Below are 22,979 nucleotides of genomic sequence, written 5' to 3' on the forward strand. Positions count from 1 at the left end.
GTTACAAAAATAAGAATGCAGCTCGACCCGGAATGTACAGTCCCATGCAAATGAAAGTGACCGACCCCACCTTTGAACTGGCGCTGGTGTCGCCGTTCCTCCTGCACACCCTGGCCGAAGTCGCCGAGCAAAAAGGCATCGACCCCGAGAGCCTGTGCCGAGGGTTGGGATTTGACTTTGAAGACCTTCAGGACCCGGCACAGCGCATTTCCTATCGCCAGGCCGTGGCCATGATTCAGCGAGCGCTCAAAGTCCTGCCCAATCAGGGGCTGGGCTTGTGGGTCGGCGCGCAGAATGTACTCGGAACGCTGGGGTTGTTGGGGCATGTATTGTCGCTGTGCAAGACCTTGCGCGATGCCTTTGAACTGGGCATCCGTCATCAACACACTTCCGGCAGCATTGTCGTGTCGAGCGTGGAGGAGGCGGGTGATCGGGTGTTTGTCGACGTTGAATGCCGCTTGCCGTTCGCCGACGTGCAGTTGTTCGCGGTCGAGGAGTTTTTCGCCAGCCTGCTGGTGTACGGCCGGGCGCTGGTCGGGGCGGATTTCAAGCCGATGGCCGTGGAGTTCATGCATGCCGCGCCGGACTATCTCAGCGAATATTCGCGCCTGCTGGGGCCGGACGTGCGTTTCGGTTGCCTGCAGAACCGCATGGTGATCGATGCGTATTGGCTGGACGTTCACTTGCCCAATCACCATTCCCTGGCCCTGCGTCAGGCAGTGAAGTTGCTCGAACTGGAAGCTGCGCAGGTGCACCGGAAAATGGATTTGATCCAGGCGGTTGAACGGGCGATTGCCCGGGACCTGACCGAGGGCAGCCACATCGAGAAAATCGCCGGCGACCTGAACATGAGCAGCCGCACCTTGCGCCGCCGCCTCACCGAACATGCCCTGACGTTCGAGACACTGCTGGAACAAGTGCGCCAGGCCCGCACCATGAGCCTGCTGGCCAACCCGGACATGTCCATCGAGCGCATCACCGAGGAAGTCGGCTACAGCGACGTGCGCAGCTTTCGCCGGGCTTTCAGGCGCTGGACCGGCATGAGCCCGAGTGCGTTCCGCAACGAAAGCCCCAGCGCGGTTTGATCTCCTTGTAATGAGAGGGGCTTGTGTGGCCTCTGACAGCACACAAACCCTCGTACTCCGGTTAAACTCCGAGCTCTTTTTCGAGGAGTTCATATGAGTCATTACCAGCCGGGCATTCTCGCCACCCCCGTTCCGCCTCAAGCCCGCCATATGTTCTTCGCTCTCGAATCCGTCGCTGCTCTACCGACCGCGCTCGATAACCTGCAAGGCTTGGTGGACGGCAAATCGGTGGTGGTCGGCTTCGGTGAATCCCTGGTCAAGGCGCTGGATGGGCAGATCGAAGGCCTGCGCGTTTTCCCGGCACTGACCGGTGTCGGCGTCGATAATCCATCGACCCAACAGGCGCTCTGGTGCTGGCTGCACGGTGAAGACCGTGGTGAGTTGCTCAACCGCAGCAACGCCATCGCAGCAGCATTGGCCCCGGCGTTGCGCCTGGTGCAGATGAACGAAACCTTCCGCCACATGAGCGGCCATGACCTGACCGGCTACGAGGATGGCACCGAGAACCCACACGACGAAGCCGCCGTGAGCGCCGCCGTGGTCGGTGAGGGCGCGGACGGTACGGTGGGTGGCAGCTTTGCCGCGATCCAGCAGTGGCAGCATGACTTGAAAGGTTTCCATGCGCTGTCGGCGGATGAAAAAGACAACATCATGGGCCGCCGCTTGAGCGATAACGAGGAGATCGACGACGCGCCGGTTTCCGCCCACGTCAAACGCACCGCCCAGGAAAGCTTTGCGCCTGAGGCCTTCGTGGTGCGCCGCTCGATGCCGTGGATCGAAGGTGACCGCGCCGGCCTGATGTTCCTGGCCTTCGGTTTTTCCCTCGATGCCTTCGAAGCCCAACTGCGTCGCATGAGTGGCCTGGAAGACGGCATCACCGACGGCCTGTACCGCATCAGCCGTCCGGTCACCGGCGGCTACTACTGGTGCCCGCCGCTCAAGGACGGTCGACCGGACCTGCGCGCATTGCGCATCGGCTGAGAAGCAGGGAGAGCCTATGAACGTGGTGCGCTGGGGCATGATCGGTTGTGGCAGTGTCGCTGAACGCAAAAGCGCACCGGCCTTCTACAAGGCATCCGGATCGGCGTTGGTGGCGGTGATGGGCCGGCGCCTGGAAGCCGTCACCGACTACGCCGCGCGCCACGGCATCGCTCGGGTCTACACCGATGCGCAAGCGCTGATCGACGATCCCGAGGTCGACGCGGTGTACATCGCCACGCCACCTGACAGCCATCACGCTTATGCCTTGCAGGTGGCCGCCGCCGGCAAGCATTGCTGCGTCGAGAAACCGATGGCGCTGAACGCCGGGCAAAGCCGCGAGATGCAGCAGGTGTTTGCCGATGCGGGGCTGCACCTGTTCGTGTCCTATTACCGACGTTCGCTGCCACGCTTCCGGCAAGTGCGGCAATGGCTGGAGGAGGGGCGGATCGGCGAGGTCCGGCACTTGAGCTGGACGCTCACCAAAGCCCCGTCGGCAGCGGACCGAAACGGCACCGATAACTGGCGCACTGACCCGACGATTGCCGGTGGCGGCTACTTCGCCGATCTGGCCAGCCATGGCCTGGACCTGTTTCAGTACCTGCTCGGCGATATCGTCGAAGTCGCCGGGTTCACCGCACGGCAGGCCGGCTTGTACGCGGCCGAAGATGCCGTCAGCGCCACCTGGCGGTTTGCCAGCGGGGCACTGGGGATGGGCTGCTGGAACTTCGTTGCCGATCGCCGTGAAGACCGGGTCGAAGTGATTGGCAGTAAAGGCCGGATCACGTTTTCAGTGTTCGACGAGCACCCGGTCGAGCTGCACACTGATGAACATCTCAGCCTGAACATCGAGCATCACGCGCACATCCAGTGGCACCACGTATTGGGCATGAATGCGCACATACGTGGTGACGCGCAGCATCCGGCCGTGGCCGGGCAGGCGTTGAAGACCGATTGGGTCATGGACCAGATCCTCAAGCGCCACTGATTCTTCAGACCGCACACAATCCCTTGTAGGAGCGAGCCTGCTCGCGATGGTCGTCAACGATAACGCTGGAAGCCTGACACCCCACGGCGTTCTCGGGTTTATCGCGAGCAGGCTCGCTCCTACAGTTTTGGATTGCGTTGTGCATCTAACCTTATGCGCATTCGGTATTTCTCAAGCTTGTCATTACCTCTCTAAGATCACGTCATAACTCGTTATAACAAGTGATCTGCCATGACCGATAACGTTCTATCCCTGAGCAGCGTCCCGTTGCACACCCAGCTGCGAGACGTGCTGCGCGCGCGCATCCTCGACGGTGAATACCCGCAAGACAGCCAGATGCCTTCCGAAAGCGAGCTTGGCGCGTTGTTCAAGGTCAGCCGCATCACCGTGCGCCAAGCCTTGGGTGACCTGCAAAAGGAAGGGCTGATTTTCAGGATCCACGGCAAAGGCACCTTCGTCGCCAAGCCGAAAACCTTCCAGAACGTCAGTACCCTGCAAGGCCTGGCCGAGTCCATGACCGGTCGAGGATATGAGGTGATCAACCGCCTGCGCAGCTTCAGGTTCATTGCCGCCGACAAGCTCGTCGCCGAGCGTTTGCAGGTCGCCGAAGGCGAGGTCGTGGCGCAGATCAAACGGGTGCGCCTGATCAATCGCGAGCCGATTTCCCTGGAAATCACTTACCTGCCCAAGGCCGTTGGCGAGCGCCTGGAAAAAGCCGACCTGGTCACTCGCGACATTTTCCAGATCCTGGAAAACGACTGCGGCCTGACCCTGGGGCACGCCGACCTGGCCATCGATGCGGTACTGGCCGACAGCGACCTGACTCGGGCGCTGAACGTCGAACCTGGCTCGCCGATCATGCGTATCGAGCGCCTGACCCACGATGCCGAGGGTCGGCCGCTGGACTTCGAACACCTTTACTACCGTGGCGATGCCTTCCAGTACCGCCTGCGGATCGACCGGCACAAAGGGGCTTGAACATGACACGCAACACCCTCGAACAGGAATACGACATCGTCGTGATCGGCGGCGGCACTGCCGGCCCGATGGCAGCGATCAAGGCCAAGGAACGCAACCGCGACCTGCGGGTGCTGTTGATCGACAAGGCCAACGTCAAGCGCAGCGGCGCGATCAGCATGGGCATGGACGGCCTGAACAACGCGATCATTCCCGGCCACTCGACGCCGGAGCAATACACCAAGGAAATCACCATCGCCAACGACGGCATCGTCAACCAGGCTGCGGTGTACGCCTACGCGACCCATAGCTTCGAAACCATCGAGCAGCTGGACCGCTGGGGCGTGAAATTCGAGAAGGACGAAACCGGCGACTACGCGGTGAAGAAGGTCCACCACATGGGCGCTTATGTGTTGCCGATGCCGGAAGGGCACGACATCAAAAAAGTCCTGTACCGGCAGCTCAAGCGCGCGCGGGTGACCATTACCAACCGGCTGGTCTGCACCCGATTGCTGACGGATCAAGAGGGTACGGTCAACGGCGTGATGGGCTTCGATTGCCGAACCGCTGACTTCCATGTGATCAAGGCCAAAGCGGTGATCCTCGCCTGCGGTGCCGCCGGACGCCTGGGGTTGCCATCCTCGGGCTACCTGATGGGCACCTACGAAAATCCGACCAATGCCGGCGATGGCTACTCAATGGCCTACCACGCCGGGGCCGAGCTGGCGAACCTGGAGTGTTTCCAGATCAACCCGCTGATCAAGGATTACAACGGCCCGGCCTGCGCCTACGTCACCGGTCCCTTGGGCGGCTACACCGCCAACAACAAGGGCGAGCGCTTCATCGAGTGCGACTACTGGAGTGGACAGATGATGTGGGAGTTCCATCAGGAACTGGAAAGCGGTAACGGTCCGGTGTTCCTCAAGCTCGATCACCTGGCCGAGGAAACCATCCAGAACATCGAGGAGATCCTGCACAGCAACGAGCGTCCGAGTCGCGGCCAGTTCCATGCCAATCGCGGCACCGACTACCGCACGCAGATGGTCGAGATGCACATCTCGGAAATCGGCTTTTGCAGCGGGCATTCGGCGTCGGGGGTGTGGGTCAACGAGAAGGCCGAGACCTCGGTCAAGGGCTTGTACTCGGCCGGTGACATGGCCGCGGTGCCGCACAACTACATGCTCGGCGCGTTCACCTACGGCTGGTTCGCCGGCCACAACGCGGCGGATTTTGTCGCCGGACGTGAGTTTTCAGCGCTGGATGCCCGGCAGATCGAAACCGAAAAACAACGGGTCTATGCGCCACTGGATCGCGAACACGGCCTGCCACCCGCGCAGGTCGAGTACAAGCTGCGGCGCTTCGTCAACGACTACCTGCAACCGCCGAAAGTGACGAAGAAGATGCAGATCGGCCTGCAACGTTTCAGCGACATCCAGCGCGACCTCGATCAGATCAAGGCCCACAACGCCCACGAGCTGATGCGTGCCATGGAAGTCAGCATGATCCGCGACTGCGCCGAAATGGCCGCCCGCGCTTCACTGTTCCGCGCCGAAAGTCGCTGGGGGCTGTACCACTATCGCGTCGATCACCCGCAGCGCAACGACAACGACTGGTTTTGCCATTGCCACTTGAAGAAAGGCGAAAACGGTTTGATGACCAGTTTCAAGAAAGCCGTCGAGCCCTACATCATCCCGCTCGACGCCGATGAAATGCAGGCCTACGACCGATTGCGGGTCGGTGCCGACGCGGCGTGATGCCGTCAACGAAAGAGAGAGTGAACATGGCCTATCAACCCCAGGAAATCTTCTTCCGCTCCAACGCACCGGTCACGGTCGACGAGGACCTTTGCATCGCCCACAAAGGCTGCACCGTCTGCGTCGACGTTTGCCCGATGGACCTGCTGGCGATCAACCCGGCCACGCAGAAGGCCTACATGGCGTTCGACGAATGCTGGTACTGCATGCCCTGTGAAAAGGACTGCCCGACCGGGGCGGTGAAAGTGGAGATTCCTTATTTATTGCGTTGACTGACAGGACGCCTTCGCGGGCAAGCCCGCTCCCACAGTGATTTGTGCTGTCCCTCAGATTGTGAAAACAACCACGAAACCTGTGGGAGCTGGCTTGCCAGCGATGAGGCCAGTAAATACGACACAAAAGCCATCCGGCCACCACCGGACGCCTGCTTCAAAACACCCCTCGTTTCCCACCGCGCCCTGATCGCGGCGGAGACGAACATCCAATAAATGATTCGAGGGGAAACACTCATGATGTTGCGTGCAGCTTTGGCCGGTCTGGTACTGGCTTCCTTCACCTTGTCGGCGTCAGCCGAAACCATCCGCATTGCCATCGGCACCCAGGACACCACCATCAACTGCGCCGCCGGTGGCCTGTTGATTCGTGAGTTGGGTCTGCTGGACAAATACCTGCCCCACGAGGGCCCCTATAAAGACGCCCAATACGACGTGCAGTGGAAAAACTTCACCAGCGGCGCACCCCTGACCAACGAGATGGTGGCCGGCAAACTCGACTTCGGCGCCATGGCCGATTTCCCCGGTGCGTTCAATGGTGTGGCTTTTGAAACGGCGGGCAAGCACAGCCTGTTTATCAGCGTGCTGTCGGGCAGCACCAAGGGCAGCGGCAACGGCATCGTGGTGCCGAGTGCATCCGGCGTGCAGTCGCTGGCCGAGCTCAAGGGCAAGAGCATCTCCGTGCCGTTCGCCTCCACCGCCCATGGCATGTTGCTGCGCGCCGTCGCGGCGCAGGGCTGGGACCCGCTCAAGGACGTGAACATCATCGCCCAGCCGCCGGAAGTCGCCGGCTCCGCGTTGCAGGCCGGCAAGATCGATGCTCACGCCGACTTCGTGCCCTTCGCCGAACTGTTCCCGAGCCGTGGTTTCGCCCGCAAGATTTATGACGGCTCCCAGGCCAACGCGCCGACCTTCCACGGTGCGCTGGTCGATCAGGCCTATGCCAGGCAGTACCCTGAAATCGTCGTCGCTTACCTGCGGGCGAGTATCGAAGCCAACCAGTTGCTGGCGGCTGAACCGGAGAAATACAGCGAGCTGATCGCCAAGGTCACCGGGGTCGATGCCGAGGTCAACTACCTGTTCCATGGCCCCCTCGGCGTGCAGACCCGTGACCTGAGCTGGAAGCCGGAATACCGTCAGGCCGTGGGCACTGCCATCGATACCCTGAAGTTGTTGAAGAAGGCCGATCGCGGTCTCGATCTGAATACCTTCATCGACGACCAATACATTCGCGCCGCGTTCAAGGCGTCGAACCTGGACTACACAGCGCAACTGGCCAACTACGCGCAGACGCCGCTTAAAGCGGTGGATGCGTCGAGCGGCAAAGGCATCACCGACTTCAGCCACGTGGCCGAGATCTGGGTCCGCGGCGAACCGAAAGTCCGCCAGTACGCGTCGGCGGAGCTGGCGTTCACGGCGTTGGCCGCCCTGAAGCAGGAAGGCAAAAACATCCGCGCGGTGTACACCCAGGCCAGCGACAGCGGGATCAAGTTGCTGGCGGATCAGGCGTGGTTTGCCAGTGATGCGAAAGGGCGACTCAGTGCGTTCCTGCTCAAGGGCCAGGCCCAGCAGTTCGCCACCGCCCAGGGCGGGAAAGTGTACGACTTCACCGATGCTACCGCACAAGCCGTGGCTGTTCGCTAACAGCCGAAACACCACAGCCCCCTGTAGGAGCGAGCTTGCTCGCGAAAAACGTCCGGACAACGCGATCCGTCAGACAGAGCGCGTAATCGTTGGCGTTCTTCGCGAGCAAGCTCGCTCCTACAGGAGGTGGGTTGAGAGGAATAATTGTGTACCGATCATATTCACGCTGGATCCCCAGAGCCGCGTCCTTGCTGCTCTGCCTGCTGTTCTGGCAACTCGCCGCCAGCCACCACTGGAACCTCGGCCTGGTGACCTTCGCCAACGTCCCGACACCCGTGGCGGTCATTGAAGCCGCCCTCGGCCTCGGCGACTCGGGCAAACTCGCGCAACACCTGGGCAGCAGCCTTGGCCGGGTATTCGCCGGCTACCTCGCCGCGCTGATCATCGGTGTGGCCCTGGGCCTGGCCATCGGTCGCTCGAAATGGGCCGAAGACCTGCTGCTGCCGCCCCTGGAAGTGCTGCGCCCGATCCCGGCGGTGGCGTGGATTCCCCTGGCGATCCTGATGTTTCCTTCGTCGGAACTGTCGATGGTGTTCATCACCTTCACCGGCGCACTGTTCCCGATCCTGCTCAACACCGTGCATGGCGTCGAAGGCGTCGACCCGCGGCTGATCGCCTCGGCGAAAAGCCTCGGGGCAGGGCGCCGGGCAATCCTGCTGGAGGTCGTACTTCCCGGGGCCGGACCCAGCATCATTACCGGCCTGGCCATCGGCATGGGCACCTCGTGGTTCTGCCTGGTCACGGCAGAAATGATCTCCGGCCAGTTCGGCATTGGTTATTACACCTGGGAGTCCTACACCATCCAGAACTACGCCGACATCGTCGTCGGCATGTTGCTGATCGGCGTGCTCGGCATGGGCAGCAGCCTGCTGATCAAACGTCTGGGCGGGCTGTTCACGCCCTGGCATCGACCACGAGGAAAAGCCTGATGAGCGTTTTTCAACACCTGCAAGGACGTATCGATATTCGCGGGCTGTCAATCAGCCTGGGCGAGGGCCAAGCGGCCTTCGAAGCGGTGCAGGGTCTCGATTGCCAGATCGAACCGGGACAGTTCGTGTGCATTCTCGGGCCGTCCGGCTGCGGCAAGTCGACTTTGCTCGGCGCGTTGGCGGGGCACCTGCAACCGCGCACCGGCACCTTGAACGTGGATGGCGCGCCGGTATCGGGGCCATCGCCACAACGCGGCATGGTGTTCCAGCAGCACACCTTGTTTCCGTGGCGCACGGTGCGTGACAACGTGGCGTTCGGCTTGAAAATGCGTGGCGTCGGCAAGGCCGAACGGCACAAGGCGGCGGATGAAATCCTCGCCCTGGTGGGGCTCGAAGGGTTTGCCGGGCGCTGGCCCGATCAGCTCTCCGGCGGCATGCAGCAACGGGTGGAAATTGCCCGGGTGCTGGTCAACCGCCCGCGCCTGTTGCTGATGGATGAACCCTTCGGTGCCCTCGATGCCCTGACCCGGTTGAACATGCAGGAACTGCTGCTGGACATCTGGACGCGCATCCGCACCACCGTGGTGTTTGTCACCCATGACATCGACGAAGCGCTGTTCCTCGCCGACCGCTTGCTGGTCATGAGTTCACGCCCCGGGCGGATCATCGAAGACCTGCGCCTGGACTTCCCCAGGCCGCGCAGCACGGAGCTGGTGACCCGCCCTGAATTCTCGCACCTGAAGCGTCATTGCCTCGAACTCCTGCGCCACGAAGACGGCCGGCAGCTGCCGCGCCTGAATCCGCTCGGCCTTCCCCCTGAAAACAAACTGCCGCGATTTGCCCTATGACCTCACTATTCGATGTAACCGATAACGACGACATTCTTGCCCTGCAGCCGCGCCTGACCGATGACGACCCCGGTGTACGCCGGATCGCGTTGATCGAGTTGGCCGATCTTGAGGAACCGGACGGCCTGCTGTGGTTGATCGATCGACTGGCCGAAGACCCGATTGCCGACGTTCGCGCCGAAGCCGCGCGGTTGCTGGAAGCCTGGGAGGACGAGCCCGTGGTCGAAGCGTTGTGCCAGGCGCTGACTGATCCATCCCCGGCGGTGCAGGCGGCCGCTGCGCAAAGCCTTAGCCTGCTCAAGAGCGAGGCGGCGGGCCGGGTCATACTGCCGTGGACCGGGCACGCCGACACTGGCGTACGCATTGCCGCGTTCAGGGCCTTGCGCGAGTTGCGTTGCCCCGATGCCGCCGATGCGGCTGCACGGGCATTGGACGATGAAAGCGCCGGTGTGCGCCGCGAAGCGGTAGGTGTGCTCGGCTGGCTTAAGCAACTCGAGGCCTTGCCGGCGCTGGCGCGGTTGGCCAGCGATGACCCGGACACCGACGTACGGCGTGCCGCCACCGGGGCGTTGGGCCTGGCGTCTGACGCGCAGGTGCTGCCGGCCCTGCGCCAAGCCTTGCGGGACACCGCCTGGCAAGTCCGCGAAGAAGCCGCCACCACCCTGGGCAAGGTCGGCCACCTCGACGCCGGCCCGGCCCTGATCGATGCCTTGGGTGACGATTACTGGCAAGTGCGCCTGCGCGCCACCCGCAGCCTCGGTCGCTTGCGATTTGTACCTGCGCTCGATGCGCTGATCGACACCCTCGGCCACCGCATCAGCAACCTGCGCAAGGAGGCCGCGCTGGTCCTGGGCGAATTGAACGACCCGCGGGCCATCGCGGCATTGCAGGCCGCACAGGACGACGGCGACCCGGAAGTGCGCAAGGCCGTGCGCATTGCCTTGAGTCAACTGCAATGAATCCGCTGGCGGTGGGTAATTCACGGAGCAAACAGCAGTTGCGACTGAACTGGCCGGATGGTCGCGAGCAGTGGCTGGACCACGCCGAACTGCGTCGGCAGTGCCCGTGTTCGCAGTGCCGGGCGTTTCGTATGCGGGGGATGACGCCGATGGTCGATGCGCGGGTTCGGGTTATTGAATTGCACTCGCAGGGGTATGGACTGCAACTGGTGTTCAGCGATGGTCATGAGCGCGGGATTTATCCGTGGGCATATCTTTCCGGTCTGGCCGGCCCCTCTGTAGGAGCGAGCTCGCTCGCGATGGACGCGAACGATAAAGCGATGCAATTGGAGGAACCGGTGCGCCTGGACGGTTTTCGCGAGCAGGCTCGCTCCTACACGGTCCTTGCCAGGCAAAAGCCAAAAGAGTACAAATGTACTCCATGACGACTCTGACTCCCCGCCGTACCGCCATCCTGACCTTCATCCGCGATCGCATCGCCGAGCATGGTCAGCCTCCGAGCCTCGCTGAAATCAGCGAGGTGTTCGGTTTTGCCTCCCGTAGCGTGGCGCGCAAGCATGTGCTGGCGCTGACCGAAGCCGGGTTTATCGAGGTCAACCCGCACCAGGCCCGGGGCATTCGCCTGCTCGGGCAGCCACCGCGTCCCGAGTTGCTGGACATCCCGGTGCTCGGCCGGGTTGCGGCCGGTGCGCCGATCGGGGCCGATGCGGAGGTCCATAGCCGCTTGCTGCTCGATCCGTCGATCTTCTCGCGGGTGCCGGACTACATGCTGCGGGTTCGGGGTGACTCGATGATCGAGGACGGTATTCTCGACGGCGATCTGGTGGGCGTGCACCGCAATCCGGAGGCGCTCAACGGCCAGATCGTCGTGGCGCGGCTTGACGGCGAAGTCACCATCAAGCGCTTCGAGCGGGTCGGCGATGTGGTTCGCCTGCTGCCACGCAACCCGGCCTACCAGCCGATTATTGTCGAAGCCGACCGGGACCTGGCCATCGAAGGCGTGTTCTGTGGCCTGGTGAGGCAAGGCTGATGGGTGCCGTCGTTGCGCTGGATACGCTGTTCAATGCTGGCCAGGTCTGGAAGGGCAGGCCTGCGCCAGCGGCCGCCAGCCCGCAACCCACCGGGCATGCCGCGCTGGACGCCGCATTGCCCAGCGGAGGCTGGCCGGAGGCGGCGCTGACGGAAATCCTCTTGGCCGGGCAGGGCGTGGGCGAGTTGCAACTGGTGTGGCCGACACTGGCACGGCTGTCGGCGGCGGGCGAGCGCATCGTGCTGGTGGCGCCGCCTTATTTGCCGTATCCCCAGGCGTGGCAGAGCGCCGGGGTCGATCTGCGTCAGTTGTCGATCATCCAGGCCGGCGAGCGCGATGCGCTGTGGGCCGCGGAACAATGCCTGCGCTCGGGCAGTTGCGGTGCGGTGCTGTGCTGGCCGCACAAGGCCGATGACCGCGCCTTGCGCCGCTTGCAGGTGGCGGCGGAAACCGGCCAGACCCTGGCCTTCGCCTATCGTCCCCTCAGTGAAGCGATCAACCCTTCGCCGGCGGCCTTGCGCATCGCCATCGATGCCCGACCGGCACAACTGCGTGTACTCAAGTGCCGTGGCGGCCTGGCCCGTTCGGCGCCGATTGCCTTCGCCGTGGGGCATTGAGGTTGCCATGCGCTGGGTCTGCATTGTTTTCCCGCAATTGGCGCTGGACGCGGTACTGCGTCAGCGCGCCGATCCCGAGGAACCCCTGGCGTTGCTGACCGGCCCGGCCCAGCGCCGGGTGCTGCAGGCAGTCAACGGTGCGGCGCGGGCGCTGGGCTTGCGTCCCGGCCAGTCCATGAGCGCGGCACAGGCCTTGAGCAAAGGTTTTGTCACGGCCGAATACGATGCCGCTGAAATCGAACACTGGCAGCAGTTTCTCGCCGCCTGGGCCTATCGCTTCAGTTCCCAGGTCAGCGTGCATTACCCCCGGGCCGTGGTGTTCGAGATCGAATCCAGTCTCGGCCTGTTCGGTGCCTGGCCGCAATTCGAAGCGCTTTTGCGCCGTGAGCTCGGTGAGCTGGGGTTTCGGCACCGCATCGTGGCCGCGCCCAACCCGGTGGCGGCGCGGGTGCTGGCCAACGTCTATGACGGTCTGGTGGTGCCGGACGATCAAGCCTTGCAGCATCATCTGGGGCAAATGCCCGTCGACCGGGTCGGCCTCGACGCATCGGTCGCCACGGCCTTGTCGCGCATGGGCCTGCGCACCTTGAGCCAGGTGCAGGCGTTGCCCAGGCACAGCCTGGCCCGGCGTTTCGAGGTCCAGGTGCTCAAGCATCTGGATGCCCTGTCCGGTTTGCGGCGGCTGGCGCTGGCGTTTTACTTGCCGCCGGACCGCTTCGATGTGCGTATCGAGCTCAATTTCGATGTGCAGTCCCATCAAGCCTTGCTGTTTCCGTTGCGCCGGTTGACTGGCGACCTGTCGGCGTTCCTCTGCGGTCGCGACAGCGGCGTACAGCGTTTCGACCTGCATCTGGAGCATGCCGGGTTGCCGGACACGGTCATCAAGGTCGGCCTGCTCAGCGCCGAGCGCGATCCGGCGATGCTCTTCGAGCTGGCCCGGGGGCGGCTGGAGCAAGTCCAGGTCGAGGCGCCGGTGCGCGGCTTTCGCTTGCGCGCCGAGGATTTGCCGGCCTTCGTGCCCCAGCATCGGGAACTGTTCGACGATCGCCCGCAACAGTCCCTGCCCTGGGAGCAGTTGCGCGAACGCCTGCGTGCACGGCTGGGGGATGACGCGGTGCATGGCTTGCGTTTCCAGGCCGATCACCGCCCCGAGTGCGCGTGGCAGGCCAGTGCCGACAGCCAGCCTTGCGCGGTGCCGGCCGCCGTGAAACGGCCGGGCTGGCTGCTGACTGAACCGCTGGCCGTGCATCAGGGCTCGGCGCGCATCCTCATGGGGCCGGAGCGTATCGAGTCCGGCTGGTGGGACGGTGACGACGTACGTCGTGACTATTACCTGATCGAAACCCGTGCCGGCCAACAGGGCTGGGCCTACCGGGCGGTCGGTGAGGATGGCCCGTTGTGGCTGCAGGGCTGGTTCGCATGAGCATCGAATATGCCGAATTGCACTGCCTGTCGAACTTCAGCTTCCAGCGCGGGGCTTCCAGCGCCCTCGAGCTGTTCCAGCGTGCGAAAGAACAGGGTTATCAAGCCCTGGCGATGACCGACGAGTGCACCCTGGCGGGCATCGTTCGCGCCTGGCAAGCGGCGAAGTCCGTGGAGTTGCCGCTGATCATCGGCAGTGAAATACGCATCGAGAACGGTCCGAAGCTGGTGCTGCTGGTGGAGAACCCCGAGGGCTATCAGGCGCTGTGCCGATTGATCACCCACGCCCGGCGGCGCACGCAGAAAGGCCAGTATCAGGTGCTGCGCGAGGACTTCAGCGAACCGTTGCCGGGGCTGTTGGCGTTGTGGGTGCCGGACGCGGTGGATGACTTCGAACAGGGCTGCTGGCTGAAGCAGGTTTTCGCCGAACGCCTGTGGCTGGCGGTGCAACTGCACCGCGGTCAGGACGATACCCAGCGTTTGAATAATCTGTTGACCCTGTCCAGGGAGCTGCGGATTCCCCCAGTGGCCAGCGGCGATGTGCACATGCACGCTCGCGGCCGGCGCGCCTTGCAGGACACCATGACGGCGATCCGTCATCACCTGCCGGTGGCCGATGCCGGGTTGCGCCTGCATCCCAACGGCGAACGCCATCTGCGCAGCCTCGACGTGCTGCAGGCGCTTTATCCGCCAGAGTTGCTGGCAGAAACGCTGACCATTGCCCGGCGCTGTACCTTTGATCTCGGCCAATTGCGTTATCAATATCCCCGCGAACTGGTGCCGCAAGGGCACAGCGCGGAATCCTGGCTGCGGGAGTTGACCGAGCGCGGCATTCGCGAGCGATGGCCCGACGGTGCAAGCGACAAGGTTCGCGGGCTGATCGACAAGGAGCTCGGGCTGATCGCCGAGCTGGGTTATGAAAGCTATTTCCTGACCGTTCAGGACATCGTCGCCTTCGCCCGGCGCGAGAAGATTCTCTGCCAGGGCCGAGGCTCGGCGGCCAACTCGGCGGTGTGTTTCGCCCTGGGCATCACCGAGATCGACCCCGAGCGAATGAACATGCTGTTTGAACGATTTCTCTCCAGGGAGCGCAACGAGCCGCCGGATATCGATGTGGACTTCGAGCACGAACGCCGCGAAGAAGTCTTGCAGTACGTGTTCCAGCGCTATGGTCGAACCCGCGCGGCACTGACGGCCGTGGTCAGCACTTACCATGCGGCCGGTGCCGTACGCGACGTGGCCAAGGCGCTGGGGCTGCCACCAGACCAGATCAATGCCCTGGCCGATTGCTGTGGTCACTGGAGTGATGAAACACCGCCCGTGGAGCGCCTGCGTGAAGGCGGTTTCGACCCCGAAAGCCCGGTGCTGCGCCGGGTACTGAGTTTGACCCGGCAACTGATCGGGTTCCCCCGGCACCTGTCCCAGCACCCCGGCGGCTTCGTCATTTCCGAGCAGCCGCTGGACCACCTCGTGCCGGTGGAAAACGCCGCGATGGCCGAACGCACCATCATTCAGTGGGACAAGGACGACCTGGACGCGGTCGGTCTCCTGAAGGTCGATATCCTCGCTCTGGGTATGCTCAGTGCGATACGCCGTTGCTTTGATCTGTTGCGCCGTCATCGCAATCTGGATTTGAGTCTGGCGACGGTCCCCTCTGAAGACTCGCAAACCTACGACATGATCGGCCGCGCCGACACCATCGGCGTGTTCCAGATCGAATCCCGGGCGCAAATGTCGATGCTGCCCAGGCTCAAGCCCCGCAAGTTCTATGACCTGGTGATCGAGGTGGCCATCGTTCGCCCCGGACCTATTCAGGGCGGCATGGTGCATCCCTATCTGCGTCGCCGAAACAGGGAAGAGCTCGAAAGCTACCCCTCCGAAGAGTTGCGCGAGGTGTTGAAACGTACCCTTGGCGTTCCCCTGTTTCAGGAACAGGTGATGCAGATCGCCATCGTCGCCGCCGACTACAGCCCCGGCGAGGCCGATCAGTTGCGCCGCTCCATGGCCGCCTGGAAGCGCCATGGCGGGCTGGAACCGCACAAGGATCGACTGGCCGCCGGCATGAAAAAAAAGGGCTACACGCCGGAGTTTGCCGCGCAGATCTTCGAGCAGATCAAGGGCTTTGGCAGCTACGGTTTTCCCGAGTCCCACGCCGCCAGTTTTGCCTTGCTGACTTACGCCAGTTGCTGGTTGAAATGCCATGAGCCGGCGGCCTTCGCCTGTGCCCTGATCAACAGTTGGCCGATGGGGTTCTACAGCCCGGACCAGATTCTGCAGGACGTTCGCCGTCATCATTTGCAGGTTCGCCCGGTGGACGTGCGCGCCAGTGACTGGGATTGCAGCCTGGAACCGGTCAGTGGTGCGCAGCCGGCGATTCGCCTGGGCATGCGCATGATCAAGGGCTTTCGTGAGGACGATGCGCGGCGCATCGAGGTGGCCCGCTCGAAAGGCGCGTTTGCCGACATCGCCGACCTCGGCGAACGGGCGCGACTCGATGCCCGCGCCCAGGAGCAACTGGCCGATGCCGGCGCGTTGCGTGGCCTGGCCGGCGACCGGCACCGGGCACGCTGGGAAGTGGCCGGGGTACAAAAGCAGCTGGGTTTGTTTGCCGGCCTGCCGAGCCGGGAGGAGGACGCGGTGTCGTTGCCCAAACCCACCGTGGGCGAGGACCTGCAAGCCGATTACGCCAGTGTCGGCACCACCCTCGGACCGCATCCGCTGGCCCTGTTGCGCAGTGAGTTGAAGGCGCGGCGCTGCCGCAGTTCGCAGGAGTTGCTGGACGTCGAACACGGTCGGCCGGTCAGCGTCGCCGGGCTGGTCACCGGCCGGCAACGCCCGGCCACCGCCAGCGGCGTGACGTTCGTCACCCTTGAGGACGAGTTCGGCAACGTCAACGTGGTGGTCTGGCGTGACCTGGCCGAGCGACAGCGCCGGGTGCTGGTCGGCTCGCAGTTGCTCAAGGTCGATGGGCGTTGGGAGAAAGAGGGCGAGGTCCGGCACCTGATTGCCGGGCGCTTGAGTGATTTGAGCCCGCTACTGGATGGCATCACTGTGCGTAGCCGGGATTTTCACTGACCCCCCCCCTGTAGGAGCGAGCTTGCTCGCGATGAACCTGAGAGCGCCGCGGGGTGTCAGGTTACCAGCGGTATCGTTGACGACCATCGTCGGATCGCCGCCCGGAGCAAGCTCGCTCCTACAGGTTTATGTGTAACTGGCTACTTGCCCAGCGGCCAAAACCGTTCCCCACCGCCCGGTGCTTCCGTCCATGCCTGCAATGAGCGTGTCGGCAAATCGAAATAGTCACGCGTGCGTGCATAGCCATGCCCGCCCATGCGTCCGATCGCATCCAGCCCCAATTGGTCGATGTACAGGGTTTTCGGGTCGATCAGTTCGTCTCGCACATGGGCCATCAGCACTTCACCGAAGATGATTTCCCGCGACTGGCCGATGGACAGCGCCATCATCCGCCGGCATTCCAGCGCCACCGGGGCTTCGCCGATGCGAGGGCATTTGACCGTGGTGCCTGGGATGGCGGTGAGGCCGGCGGCGGTCAATTCGTCGAAGCCGGGGGCGAAGGGCACGGCGCAGACGTTCATGGCTTCCACCAGTGCATCGCTGACGATATTGACGGTGAATTCCTGGTTGAGCTGAATGTTGCGGGTGGTGTCCTTGGGGCTTTGGTCGTCGTAGTTTTCCACGCCAAGGGCGAGGATGGGCGGGTCGGCCGACAGCGCATTGAAGAAGCTGAACGGTGCTGCGTTGACCCGGCCTTCGCCGTCGACGGTGGTGACCAGGGCAATCGGCCGTGGCACGACGCTGCCGATCAGGATCTTGTATTTGTCCCGGGGGCTCAGTTGGCTGAAGTCGAAGCTTTGCATGGGCAGAATTCTCTAAAAAAGGGGATCAATCGCGCTCAGTGGCGCCTGTGCGCTGTAGTCGTCGGCGAACGGGATGGCCGGCCGGAACAGGCTTTTCCAGTCCGGTTGGCCAAAGGCCCGGTCGCTGTGGCTGCGCATCAGCCTTTCGAATTGCCGTTGGGCCTGACGTTGCAGGGCGCAGTAGTCGATGCCCTTGACCTGGCCGTCCTGCATCACGCAGCGGCCATCGATGTAGCTGGCGATGCAGTCGTCACCGCGACCGGCCAGCACCAGATTTTTCAGCGGATCGAATAACGGTCCCAGGTGCATTGCGCGCAGGTTGAACACGGTGATGTCGGCCTTGCACCCCGGCGCCAGACGTCCGAGATCGTCGCGCCCCAAAGCGGTGGCGCCGCCGAGTGTCGCGGCGTTGTACAGGTCCAGCGTGCTGGTCAGGTCATTACCGCCCTCCATCAGGCGGGCGATGTTCAAGCCCTGACGCATGTTGTCCAGCAAGTCCGCCGGCCAGGTGTCGGTGCCCAGGGCGAAGTTGATGCCCTTGGCCCGATAGCGTCCGAACGAGTTCAGCGCCTCGCCATCGCGGGCGAACACCACCGGGCAATGCACCAGACTGGCGCCGCCGTCCACGACTCGCTGCAAGTCGTCATCGCCGTGGGTGTAGATGCCGTGGGGCAGCAGGCTGCGTGGGTTCAAAAGCCCAAGCTGCTGCAACCAGCCCAACGGCGAGGTGCCGCGCAGTTGCTCGACCATCGCCATTTCGCCCAGACCCTGACAGCAATGCAAACGCATCGGTGCATTCATTTCCTGGCTCAGCTTGGCGGTGCGCTGCAGCAGCGCCGGGGTGCAAGTCTGGATGCGGTCCGGCAGTAGCGCCCCGCGAATCAGGCCGTCATTCGCGCCGTCGAAATCGCGGAAAAACCGTTCAGCGGCATCCAGTCCCGCCATGCCCCGGGCTTCGTCCCAATGGTGCGCCAGCGTACCGTCGGCCTGCCAGTAACTCATGCCGCTCATGTAGCTGGGGCCGAGGTATGTGCGTAGCCCCAGCTCGGCCGACACATCGGCTACGGCCGCAAACTCGTCGTAGGTCTCGGCCCACTCGCGGTAATACATCGAGGTGATCGGCATGGCCGTGGTGATGCCGTTGCGGATCAGTTGCGTGAAGGCGTAGCGGTATTTGAAGACTTCTTCTTCGGGGCTGTAACTTTCCCGCGATCCACGCGCCAGATACTGCGCCGACCACATCCGGCCCATGTCGCGCTCGTCGCCGTTGTCCAGGGTCAGCACCGTGGAATCGAGGTCGCCGAGGGCATCCAGATCGATGAAGCCGGGGCCGATCAGCGCATTGCCGTAATCAACCCACTGATCGACCGGGCCCGGATAACCGCGCCCGACAAACTCAATGCGCGAGCCCGCGAACACCACTTCGCCGTCGCGCCACAGCACATGCCGGGTGCCGTCGAAGCCGACCACACAACTGGCCCGCAAGCCGATGCGCTTCACAGCCGGCTTTCCAGCAAACGGCCACCCGCAGCAATCAATTGACCCGTGCGATAGACCTGACGCAGCGGCCGCGAAACCACCGCTTCACCCAGTGTTTGCACCGGCATCAGCAGGAAATCCGCTGGCTGGCCGATCGCCAGGCGATTGGCTTCGCAACCCAGTGCCTGGGCGCCATTGGCGGTTGCCGCCGCGAACGCCGCCGCCAGTTCGTCGTCCTTGCTCAGGTCGAAGCGGAACGCCAGCAGCATCGCCCGTTCCAGCATGTCGCCGTTGCCCATGGGCGACCAGGCGTCGCGAATGCCGTCGGAGCCCAGGCACACATTCACACCGGTTTCGCGCAGGGCCAGGAACGGCGGCACCGCGCAATCGGCCGGGGCCGAACTCATCAGCGAAATACCCAGTACCGCCAGGCGCCCGGCCACCGGTTTGACCTGGCTCCACGGCAACATCCCCAGGCAGTACGCATGGCTGATCATCACCCGGCCCTGGCGAGCGAAGCGCTCGGTGTAGTCGGCGATCAGCGCGATCTGCCACAGGCCCAGCTCACCCTTGTCGTGCAGGTGAATATCGATGCCACGGTCGAATTCGCTGGCCAGCTTGAACACGAAATCCAGTTGCGCAAGCGGATCGTTATCGATGCCGCACGGGTCCAGGCCACCGACGTTCTCCACGCCCAGGGCCATGGCTTCGCGCATCAATTCGGCGGTGCCGGGGCGACTGATCAGGCCGGTTTGCGGGAACACCACCAGTTGCAGGTCGATCAGGTCGCGATATTGTTCGCGCAGCTGTTGCATGGCCTCGACATGACGCAGGCCGAACTCCGGGTCGATGTCGACGTGGCAACGCATGGTCAGCGAGCCACGGGCGATGCAGTTTTCCAGCAGGGCGCCGGCCCGTTGCGCAATCGGTGTGGTGACTTCGCGCAGGATGCGCCGTTCGTTGGCAATGTAGTCCTTGAGGGTCGGGCCGGCGCTATTGGGGCGCCATGGCTGGCCCCAGAGGGTTTTGTCCAGGTGCACGTGGCTTTCCACCAGTGCAGGCGTGAGCAACTGGTTCTGGCCGTCGATGTCGGTGGCCGACAGGGTTTCGTTCGAAGCGGGGCGGCGTTGGCTGAACCGGCCGTTTTCGATCAACAGGTCTTCGGCGGGGGCGCCGTAGGGGCGCACGTTGCGCAGCCAGTGGGGGTGGGTCATTGAATACCTCAAGTTGTATGTTGTCAGGGCCGGCCTCTTCGCGAGCAAGCCCGCTCCCACATCTGGAATGCGTTCCCTGTGGGAGCGGGCTTGCTCGCGAAGGCCGCGACTCGGTCTCGGATCAGCCCTTGAGTTTCGCCCAGATACGGTCTTGCAGCTCACGCGCCTTGTTGCTGCATTCCTTTTCCGGGCGCAGGCGCGAGGCGAATTCGTCGGGCATGTTGATGGCGTCCATGACTCGCCATTTGGCGTCGATCAGCTTGTCGCTCTGGATGCCGTTGGCGTAGGCGATGGCGTTGGACACGGCGGCGGCGTTTTCCGGTTTCATCATCCAGTCGATGAAGATCTTCGCGTTACCGGGGTGCGGCGCGCTTTTCGGTACGGCGAAGTTGTCCTGGAACATCGCCAGGCCTTCTTTCGGATACACGTACTTGATGGTGCTCTTCTGCAGGGTGGCCCGCGCTGTGGAGCCGTTCCAGTTCTGCATCATGATCACTTCACCGCTGGCCATACGGTCGACGGTGTTGTCCGAGCTGTACATCTTCAGGAACGGTTTCTGTTTTTGCAGCAGTTCGAGGATGCGCTTGGCGTCCTGCGGGTTTTCGCTGCATTCGTCGACATTCAGGTAGTGGCTGGCGGCGTTGATCACGCTGCTGGAGGTGTCGAGGGCGGCGAGTTGGCCTTGCAGTTCCTTGCGCGGCTCGAAGAACTCTTTCCACGAGTCGTCGAGTTTGCCACCGGGCACCCGTGCGCTGTCATAGGAGAACCCGGTGGTGCCCCACAGGTACGGCGCCGAGAACTTGCGGCCGGGGTCGAAGCCCGGGTCGCGGAACGCCGGTTTGACGTACTGGAAGTTTGGCAGGGTCGAGGCGTCGATCTCCAGCAGCAGGTTCTGGTTGATCAGGGTGCGCATGATCGATTGCGACGGCACGATCACGTCATAGGCCGCGCCGCCGGCCTGCAACTTGGCCAGCAGGGTCTCGTTACTGTCGTAGCCGTCCATGGTGACCTTGATGCCGGTCTCCTTTTCAAACTTGGCCAGCAGGTCGACCGGGTAGTAGTCGGTCCAGTTGTAGAAGAACAGTTCCTTGGGCTCGGCGGCCTGGGCGCTGAACGCCGTGAACGCGGTGAAGCAACTCAAGGCCAGACCGGCAACGGCGAAACTGGCAGCGGCGAAACGGGGGCTTTTCACTTTCTTGCTCATCAACGTAGTCTCCAGGCTTATTGTTGTTTACCGCGCTGTCCCAGCCAGAAGGCCAGCACCACCAGCACGATGGATATCACCAGCATCAGGGTCGAGATCGCGTTGATCTCCGGCGTCACGCCGGCCTTGATGGCTGAGAAGATGTACACCGGCAAGGTTGTCGAACCCGGTCCGGCGACGAAGAAGGTCATGATGAAATCGTCGAGGCTGACCACGAACGCCAGCACCGAACCGGACAGCACCGCCGGCCACAACAGCGGCAAGGTCACCCGGCGAAACACCTGCCAGGGGTTGGCGTACAGGTCGTTCGCCGCTTCCAGCAGGCTCTTGTCCAGGTCATTGAGCCGCGCACGTATCGGCAGGTAGGCAAAGGGAATGCAGAAGCCGATGTGGGCGATGATCACCGTCAGCAAACCGAGCTTGATCCCCAGTGCCATGAACAGCAGCAGGGTGGCCACGGCGGTGACGATTTCCGGCAGGATCAGCGGCAGGTTGATCCCGCCTTCGACCATTTTCTGTCCGTAGAACGGCCGGTAAGTCGCCAGCGCCGCGAGCAAGGCAATCGCCGTGGCGCACACCGTGGCGATGCTGGCGACGATGATCGAGTTCAGCGCGGCGGTCTGGATCGACGGGTTGGCCAGGATGCGCCCGTACCAGTCCAGCGAGAACTCGGTCCACACCGTCGCCGAGCGGTTGGCGTTGAAGCTGTAGGCGATCAACACGAAAATCGGCAGGTACAGATAGGCCAGCATCAACAGGCTGACTTCACGGGTCAGCGGCAGTTTTTTCAGGTGCAGGGCAATCATGCTTGGGCTCCCGGGCGGTGGGTCTTGGCGGCATTGCGGCTATAGAGGGCGTAAAGCACCAGGGACAGCAACATGATCCCCAGCAACAGGAACGACAGCGAGCTGCCCAACGGCCAGTTGCGCGCGGTGCCGAACTGCTGCTGGATCAGGTTGCCGATCATCAGCGTCTTGCCGCCGCCGAGGATGGCCGGGGTAATGAAGGCGCCCAGGCTTGGCACGAACACCAGCAACGCACCGGCAATCACCCCCGGCATCGACAGCGGCAGGATGATCCGGCGCAATGCGTGCCAGCGGTTGGCACCCAGGTCATAGGCCGCCTCCACCAGGCGCCAGTCGAGTTTTTCCAGGGTCGAATAGATCGGCAGAATCATGAACGGCAGGAAGCTGTAGACCAGCCCGACGCTGACCGCGAAGTCGTTGTAGAGCAGGGTGATACCGCCGGCCTGCGGCAACAGCGCGTTGAGGCTCTGGGCGACCCAGCCCTGTTCGCGCAGGATGATCAGCCACGCGTAGTTGCGGATCAGCAGGTTGGTCCAGAACGGGATGGTGATCAGCAACACCATCAGGTTGCGCCGCCGGGGCGTGAGGCTCGACATCCACAGCGCCACCGGGAAACCGAACAGGAAACACAGGACCGTGGTGCCGCCGGCCTGGAATACCGAACGGATCAGTGCCTGGGCGTAGACCCAATTGAGCTCAAGCTCACCGTCGAAACCTTCCTGGAAAAACAGCTGCACATAACTTTGCAATTGCCAGTTGGCCTGCCAGTCGACGCCACCATAGACGTTGCGCGGCAACAGGCTGATGTAGCCCATGATGCCCAGCGGAATGGCGATCAGGGCCAGCAGGGTCAGGACTACCGGGCTGAGCAACAGCGCGCGGTTGAGGGCTGGGGAAGTGCTGCTGACGCTCATC

The 22,979-nt window shown here is 63.2% G+C and carries 20 protein-coding genes and 1 pseudogene; 15 read left to right on the top strand and 6 right to left on the bottom strand.

The window, feature by feature from the left end; all coding sequences use genetic code 11:
• Window positions 1–44 precede the first annotated feature (44 nt).
• The 15 genes and pseudogenes from AC06G5_RS13070 to AC06G5_RS13140 all read left to right on the top strand — a co-directional run bounded on the left by AC06G5_RS13070 (window position 45) and on the right by AC06G5_RS13140 (window position 16,558).
• Window positions 45–1,085: an AraC family transcriptional regulator gene (locus tag AC06G5_RS13070; protein ID WP_413428596.1), complete on the top strand. Its 1,041-nt coding sequence runs from the start codon at window positions 45–47 to the stop codon at window positions 1,083–1,085.
• A gap of 93 nt (window positions 1,086–1,178) precedes the next feature.
• Window positions 1,179–2,066, top strand: coding sequence for a Dyp-type peroxidase (locus AC06G5_RS13075; RefSeq protein ID WP_413428597.1), 888 nt, complete (start codon window positions 1,179–1,181; stop codon window positions 2,064–2,066).
• A 16-nt stretch (window positions 2,067–2,082) separates the two neighbouring features.
• Entirely contained in the window at window positions 2,083–3,051 is a 969-nt protein-coding gene (locus AC06G5_RS13080; RefSeq protein ID WP_413428598.1) for a Gfo/Idh/MocA family protein, read from the top strand.
• Between the two features lie 231 nt (window positions 3,052–3,282).
• On the top strand, window positions 3,283–4,029 hold the full coding sequence (locus AC06G5_RS13085; protein ID WP_413428599.1) for a GntR family transcriptional regulator: 747 nt from the start codon (window positions 3,283–3,285) through the stop codon (window positions 4,027–4,029).
• Between the two features lie 2 nt (window positions 4,030–4,031).
• Entirely contained in the window at window positions 4,032–5,762 is a 1,731-nt protein-coding gene (locus AC06G5_RS13090) for a fumarate reductase/succinate dehydrogenase flavoprotein subunit (RefSeq protein ID WP_413428600.1), read from the top strand.
• 26 nt (window positions 5,763–5,788) lie between these two features.
• On the top strand, window positions 5,789–6,034 hold the full coding sequence (locus AC06G5_RS13095; RefSeq protein WP_007946457.1) for a 4Fe-4S dicluster domain-containing protein: 246 nt from the start codon (window positions 5,789–5,791) through the stop codon (window positions 6,032–6,034).
• Between the two features lie 237 nt (window positions 6,035–6,271).
• A complete protein-coding gene (locus tag AC06G5_RS13100; protein ID WP_413428601.1) occupies window positions 6,272–7,678 on the top strand; it encodes an ABC transporter substrate-binding protein in 1,407 nt (468 codons plus the stop codon).
• 146 nt (window positions 7,679–7,824) lie between these two features.
• Complete coding sequence (locus tag AC06G5_RS13105; RefSeq protein WP_413428602.1) at window positions 7,825–8,607, top strand: ABC transporter permease; 783 nt, start codon at window positions 7,825–7,827, stop codon at window positions 8,605–8,607.
• A complete protein-coding gene (locus tag AC06G5_RS13110; RefSeq protein WP_413428603.1) occupies window positions 8,607–9,455 on the top strand; it encodes an ABC transporter ATP-binding protein in 849 nt (282 codons plus the stop codon). The genes AC06G5_RS13105 and AC06G5_RS13110 overlap by 1 nt, the downstream gene beginning before the upstream one ends.
• Entirely contained in the window at window positions 9,452–10,414 is a 963-nt protein-coding gene (locus AC06G5_RS13115) for a HEAT repeat domain-containing protein (protein ID WP_480459633.1), read from the top strand. The genes AC06G5_RS13110 and AC06G5_RS13115 overlap by 4 nt, the downstream gene beginning before the upstream one ends.
• Window positions 10,411–10,680 (top strand): annotated as a pseudogene (locus AC06G5_RS13120) (DUF971 domain-containing protein); the annotation flags it as partial. The gene AC06G5_RS13115 and the pseudogene AC06G5_RS13120, both read left to right, overlap by 4 nt.
• Before the next feature lie 146 nt (window positions 10,681–10,826).
• Window positions 10,827–11,444 carry a transcriptional repressor LexA gene (gene lexA, locus AC06G5_RS13125; protein ID WP_413428921.1) on the top strand — a complete coding sequence of 206 codons (618 nt, stop codon included), beginning with the start codon at window positions 10,827–10,829 and terminating at the stop codon, window positions 11,442–11,444.
• Window positions 11,444–12,061, top strand: a complete 618-nt coding sequence (gene imuA / locus AC06G5_RS13130) for a translesion DNA synthesis-associated protein ImuA (protein WP_413705029.1) — start codon at window positions 11,444–11,446, stop codon at window positions 12,059–12,061. Before lexA ends, imuA begins: the two co-directional genes overlap by 1 nt.
• A gap of 7 nt (window positions 12,062–12,068) precedes the next feature.
• Complete coding sequence (locus AC06G5_RS13135) at window positions 12,069–13,484, top strand: Y-family DNA polymerase (RefSeq protein ID WP_413705028.1); 1,416 nt, start codon at window positions 12,069–12,071, stop codon at window positions 13,482–13,484.
• The gene (locus tag AC06G5_RS13140) at window positions 13,460–16,558 is read left to right on the top strand and encodes an error-prone DNA polymerase (RefSeq protein ID WP_480459635.1); all 3,099 of its coding nucleotides are present in this window, start codon (window positions 13,460–13,462) and stop codon (window positions 16,556–16,558) included. The genes AC06G5_RS13135 and AC06G5_RS13140 overlap by 25 nt, the downstream gene beginning before the upstream one ends.
• 140 nt (window positions 16,559–16,698) lie before the next feature.
• Here the strand turns inward: AC06G5_RS13140 and AC06G5_RS13145 are convergent, their stop codons facing one another.
• The 6 genes from AC06G5_RS13145 to AC06G5_RS13170 all read right to left on the bottom strand — a co-directional run bounded on the left by AC06G5_RS13145 (window position 16,699) and on the right by AC06G5_RS13170 (window position 22,978).
• Window positions 16,699–17,361, bottom strand: a complete 663-nt coding sequence (locus tag AC06G5_RS13145; RefSeq protein WP_413428871.1) for a flavin reductase family protein — start codon at window positions 17,359–17,361, stop codon at window positions 16,699–16,701.
• 12 nt (window positions 17,362–17,373) lie between these two features.
• A complete protein-coding gene (locus tag AC06G5_RS13150; RefSeq protein ID WP_480459637.1) occupies window positions 17,374–18,861 on the bottom strand; it encodes an amidohydrolase family protein in 1,488 nt (495 codons plus the stop codon).
• Window positions 18,858–20,054: an amidohydrolase family protein gene (locus tag AC06G5_RS13155; protein WP_413705024.1), complete on the bottom strand. Its 1,197-nt coding sequence runs from the start codon at window positions 20,052–20,054 to the stop codon at window positions 18,858–18,860. Before AC06G5_RS13155 ends, AC06G5_RS13150 begins: the two co-directional genes overlap by 4 nt.
• 121 nt (window positions 20,055–20,175) lie before the next feature.
• Window positions 20,176–21,258, bottom strand: a complete 1,083-nt coding sequence (locus AC06G5_RS13160; RefSeq protein ID WP_413423575.1) for an extracellular solute-binding protein — start codon at window positions 21,256–21,258, stop codon at window positions 20,176–20,178.
• A 17-nt stretch (window positions 21,259–21,275) separates the two neighbouring features.
• Complete coding sequence (locus AC06G5_RS13165; protein ID WP_008015945.1) at window positions 21,276–22,064, bottom strand: ABC transporter permease; 789 nt, start codon at window positions 22,062–22,064, stop codon at window positions 21,276–21,278.
• Window positions 22,061–22,978 (bottom strand): ABC transporter permease, encoded by a 918-nt coding sequence (locus AC06G5_RS13170; protein ID WP_413423573.1) that lies wholly within the window; start codon window positions 22,976–22,978, stop codon window positions 22,061–22,063. Before AC06G5_RS13170 ends, AC06G5_RS13165 begins: the two co-directional genes overlap by 4 nt.
• Window position 22,979: the final 1 nt, after the last annotated feature.

The sequence above is a fragment of the Pseudomonas sp. WT-JTC genome (genome assembly GCF_056711565.1).

Excerpts from the sequence above, each read along its gene's own strand:
- AC06G5_RS13070 (WP_413428596.1), top strand. The coding sequence starts at position 45 with ATGCAAATGAAAGTGACCGACCCCACCTTTGAACTGGCGCTGGTGTCG.
- AC06G5_RS13075 (WP_413428597.1), top strand. The coding sequence starts at position 1,179 with ATGAGTCATTACCAGCCGGGCATTCTCGCCACCCCCGTTCCGCCTCAA.
- AC06G5_RS13080 (WP_413428598.1), top strand. The coding sequence starts at position 2,083 with ATGAACGTGGTGCGCTGGGGCATGATCGGTTGTGGCAGTGTCGCTGAA.
- AC06G5_RS13085 (WP_413428599.1), top strand. The coding sequence starts at position 3,283 with ATGACCGATAACGTTCTATCCCTGAGCAGCGTCCCGTTGCACACCCAG.
- AC06G5_RS13090 (WP_413428600.1), top strand. The coding sequence starts at position 4,032 with ATGACACGCAACACCCTCGAACAGGAATACGACATCGTCGTGATCGGC.
- AC06G5_RS13095 (WP_007946457.1), top strand. The coding sequence starts at position 5,789 with ATGGCCTATCAACCCCAGGAAATCTTCTTCCGCTCCAACGCACCGGTC.
- AC06G5_RS13100 (WP_413428601.1), top strand. The coding sequence starts at position 6,272 with ATGATGTTGCGTGCAGCTTTGGCCGGTCTGGTACTGGCTTCCTTCACC.
- AC06G5_RS13110 (WP_413428603.1), top strand. The coding sequence starts at position 8,607 with ATGAGCGTTTTTCAACACCTGCAAGGACGTATCGATATTCGCGGGCTG.
- AC06G5_RS13115 (WP_480459633.1), top strand. The coding sequence starts at position 9,452 with ATGACCTCACTATTCGATGTAACCGATAACGACGACATTCTTGCCCTG.
- lexA (WP_413428921.1), top strand. The coding sequence starts at position 10,827 with ATGTACTCCATGACGACTCTGACTCCCCGCCGTACCGCCATCCTGACC.
- imuA (WP_413705029.1), top strand. The coding sequence starts at position 11,444 with ATGGGTGCCGTCGTTGCGCTGGATACGCTGTTCAATGCTGGCCAGGTC.
- AC06G5_RS13135 (WP_413705028.1), top strand. The coding sequence starts at position 12,069 with ATGCGCTGGGTCTGCATTGTTTTCCCGCAATTGGCGCTGGACGCGGTA.
- AC06G5_RS13145 (WP_413428871.1), bottom strand. The coding sequence starts at position 17,361 with ATGCAAAGCTTCGACTTCAGCCAACTGAGCCCCCGGGACAAATACAAG.
- AC06G5_RS13155 (WP_413705024.1), bottom strand. The coding sequence starts at position 20,054 with ATGACCCACCCCCACTGGCTGCGCAACGTGCGCCCCTACGGCGCCCCC.
- AC06G5_RS13160 (WP_413423575.1), bottom strand. The coding sequence starts at position 21,258 with ATGAGCAAGAAAGTGAAAAGCCCCCGTTTCGCCGCTGCCAGTTTCGCC.
- AC06G5_RS13165 (WP_008015945.1), bottom strand. The coding sequence starts at position 22,064 with ATGATTGCCCTGCACCTGAAAAAACTGCCGCTGACCCGTGAAGTCAGC.
- AC06G5_RS13170 (WP_413423573.1), bottom strand. The coding sequence starts at position 22,978 with ATGAGCGTCAGCAGCACTTCCCCAGCCCTCAACCGCGCGCTGTTGCTC.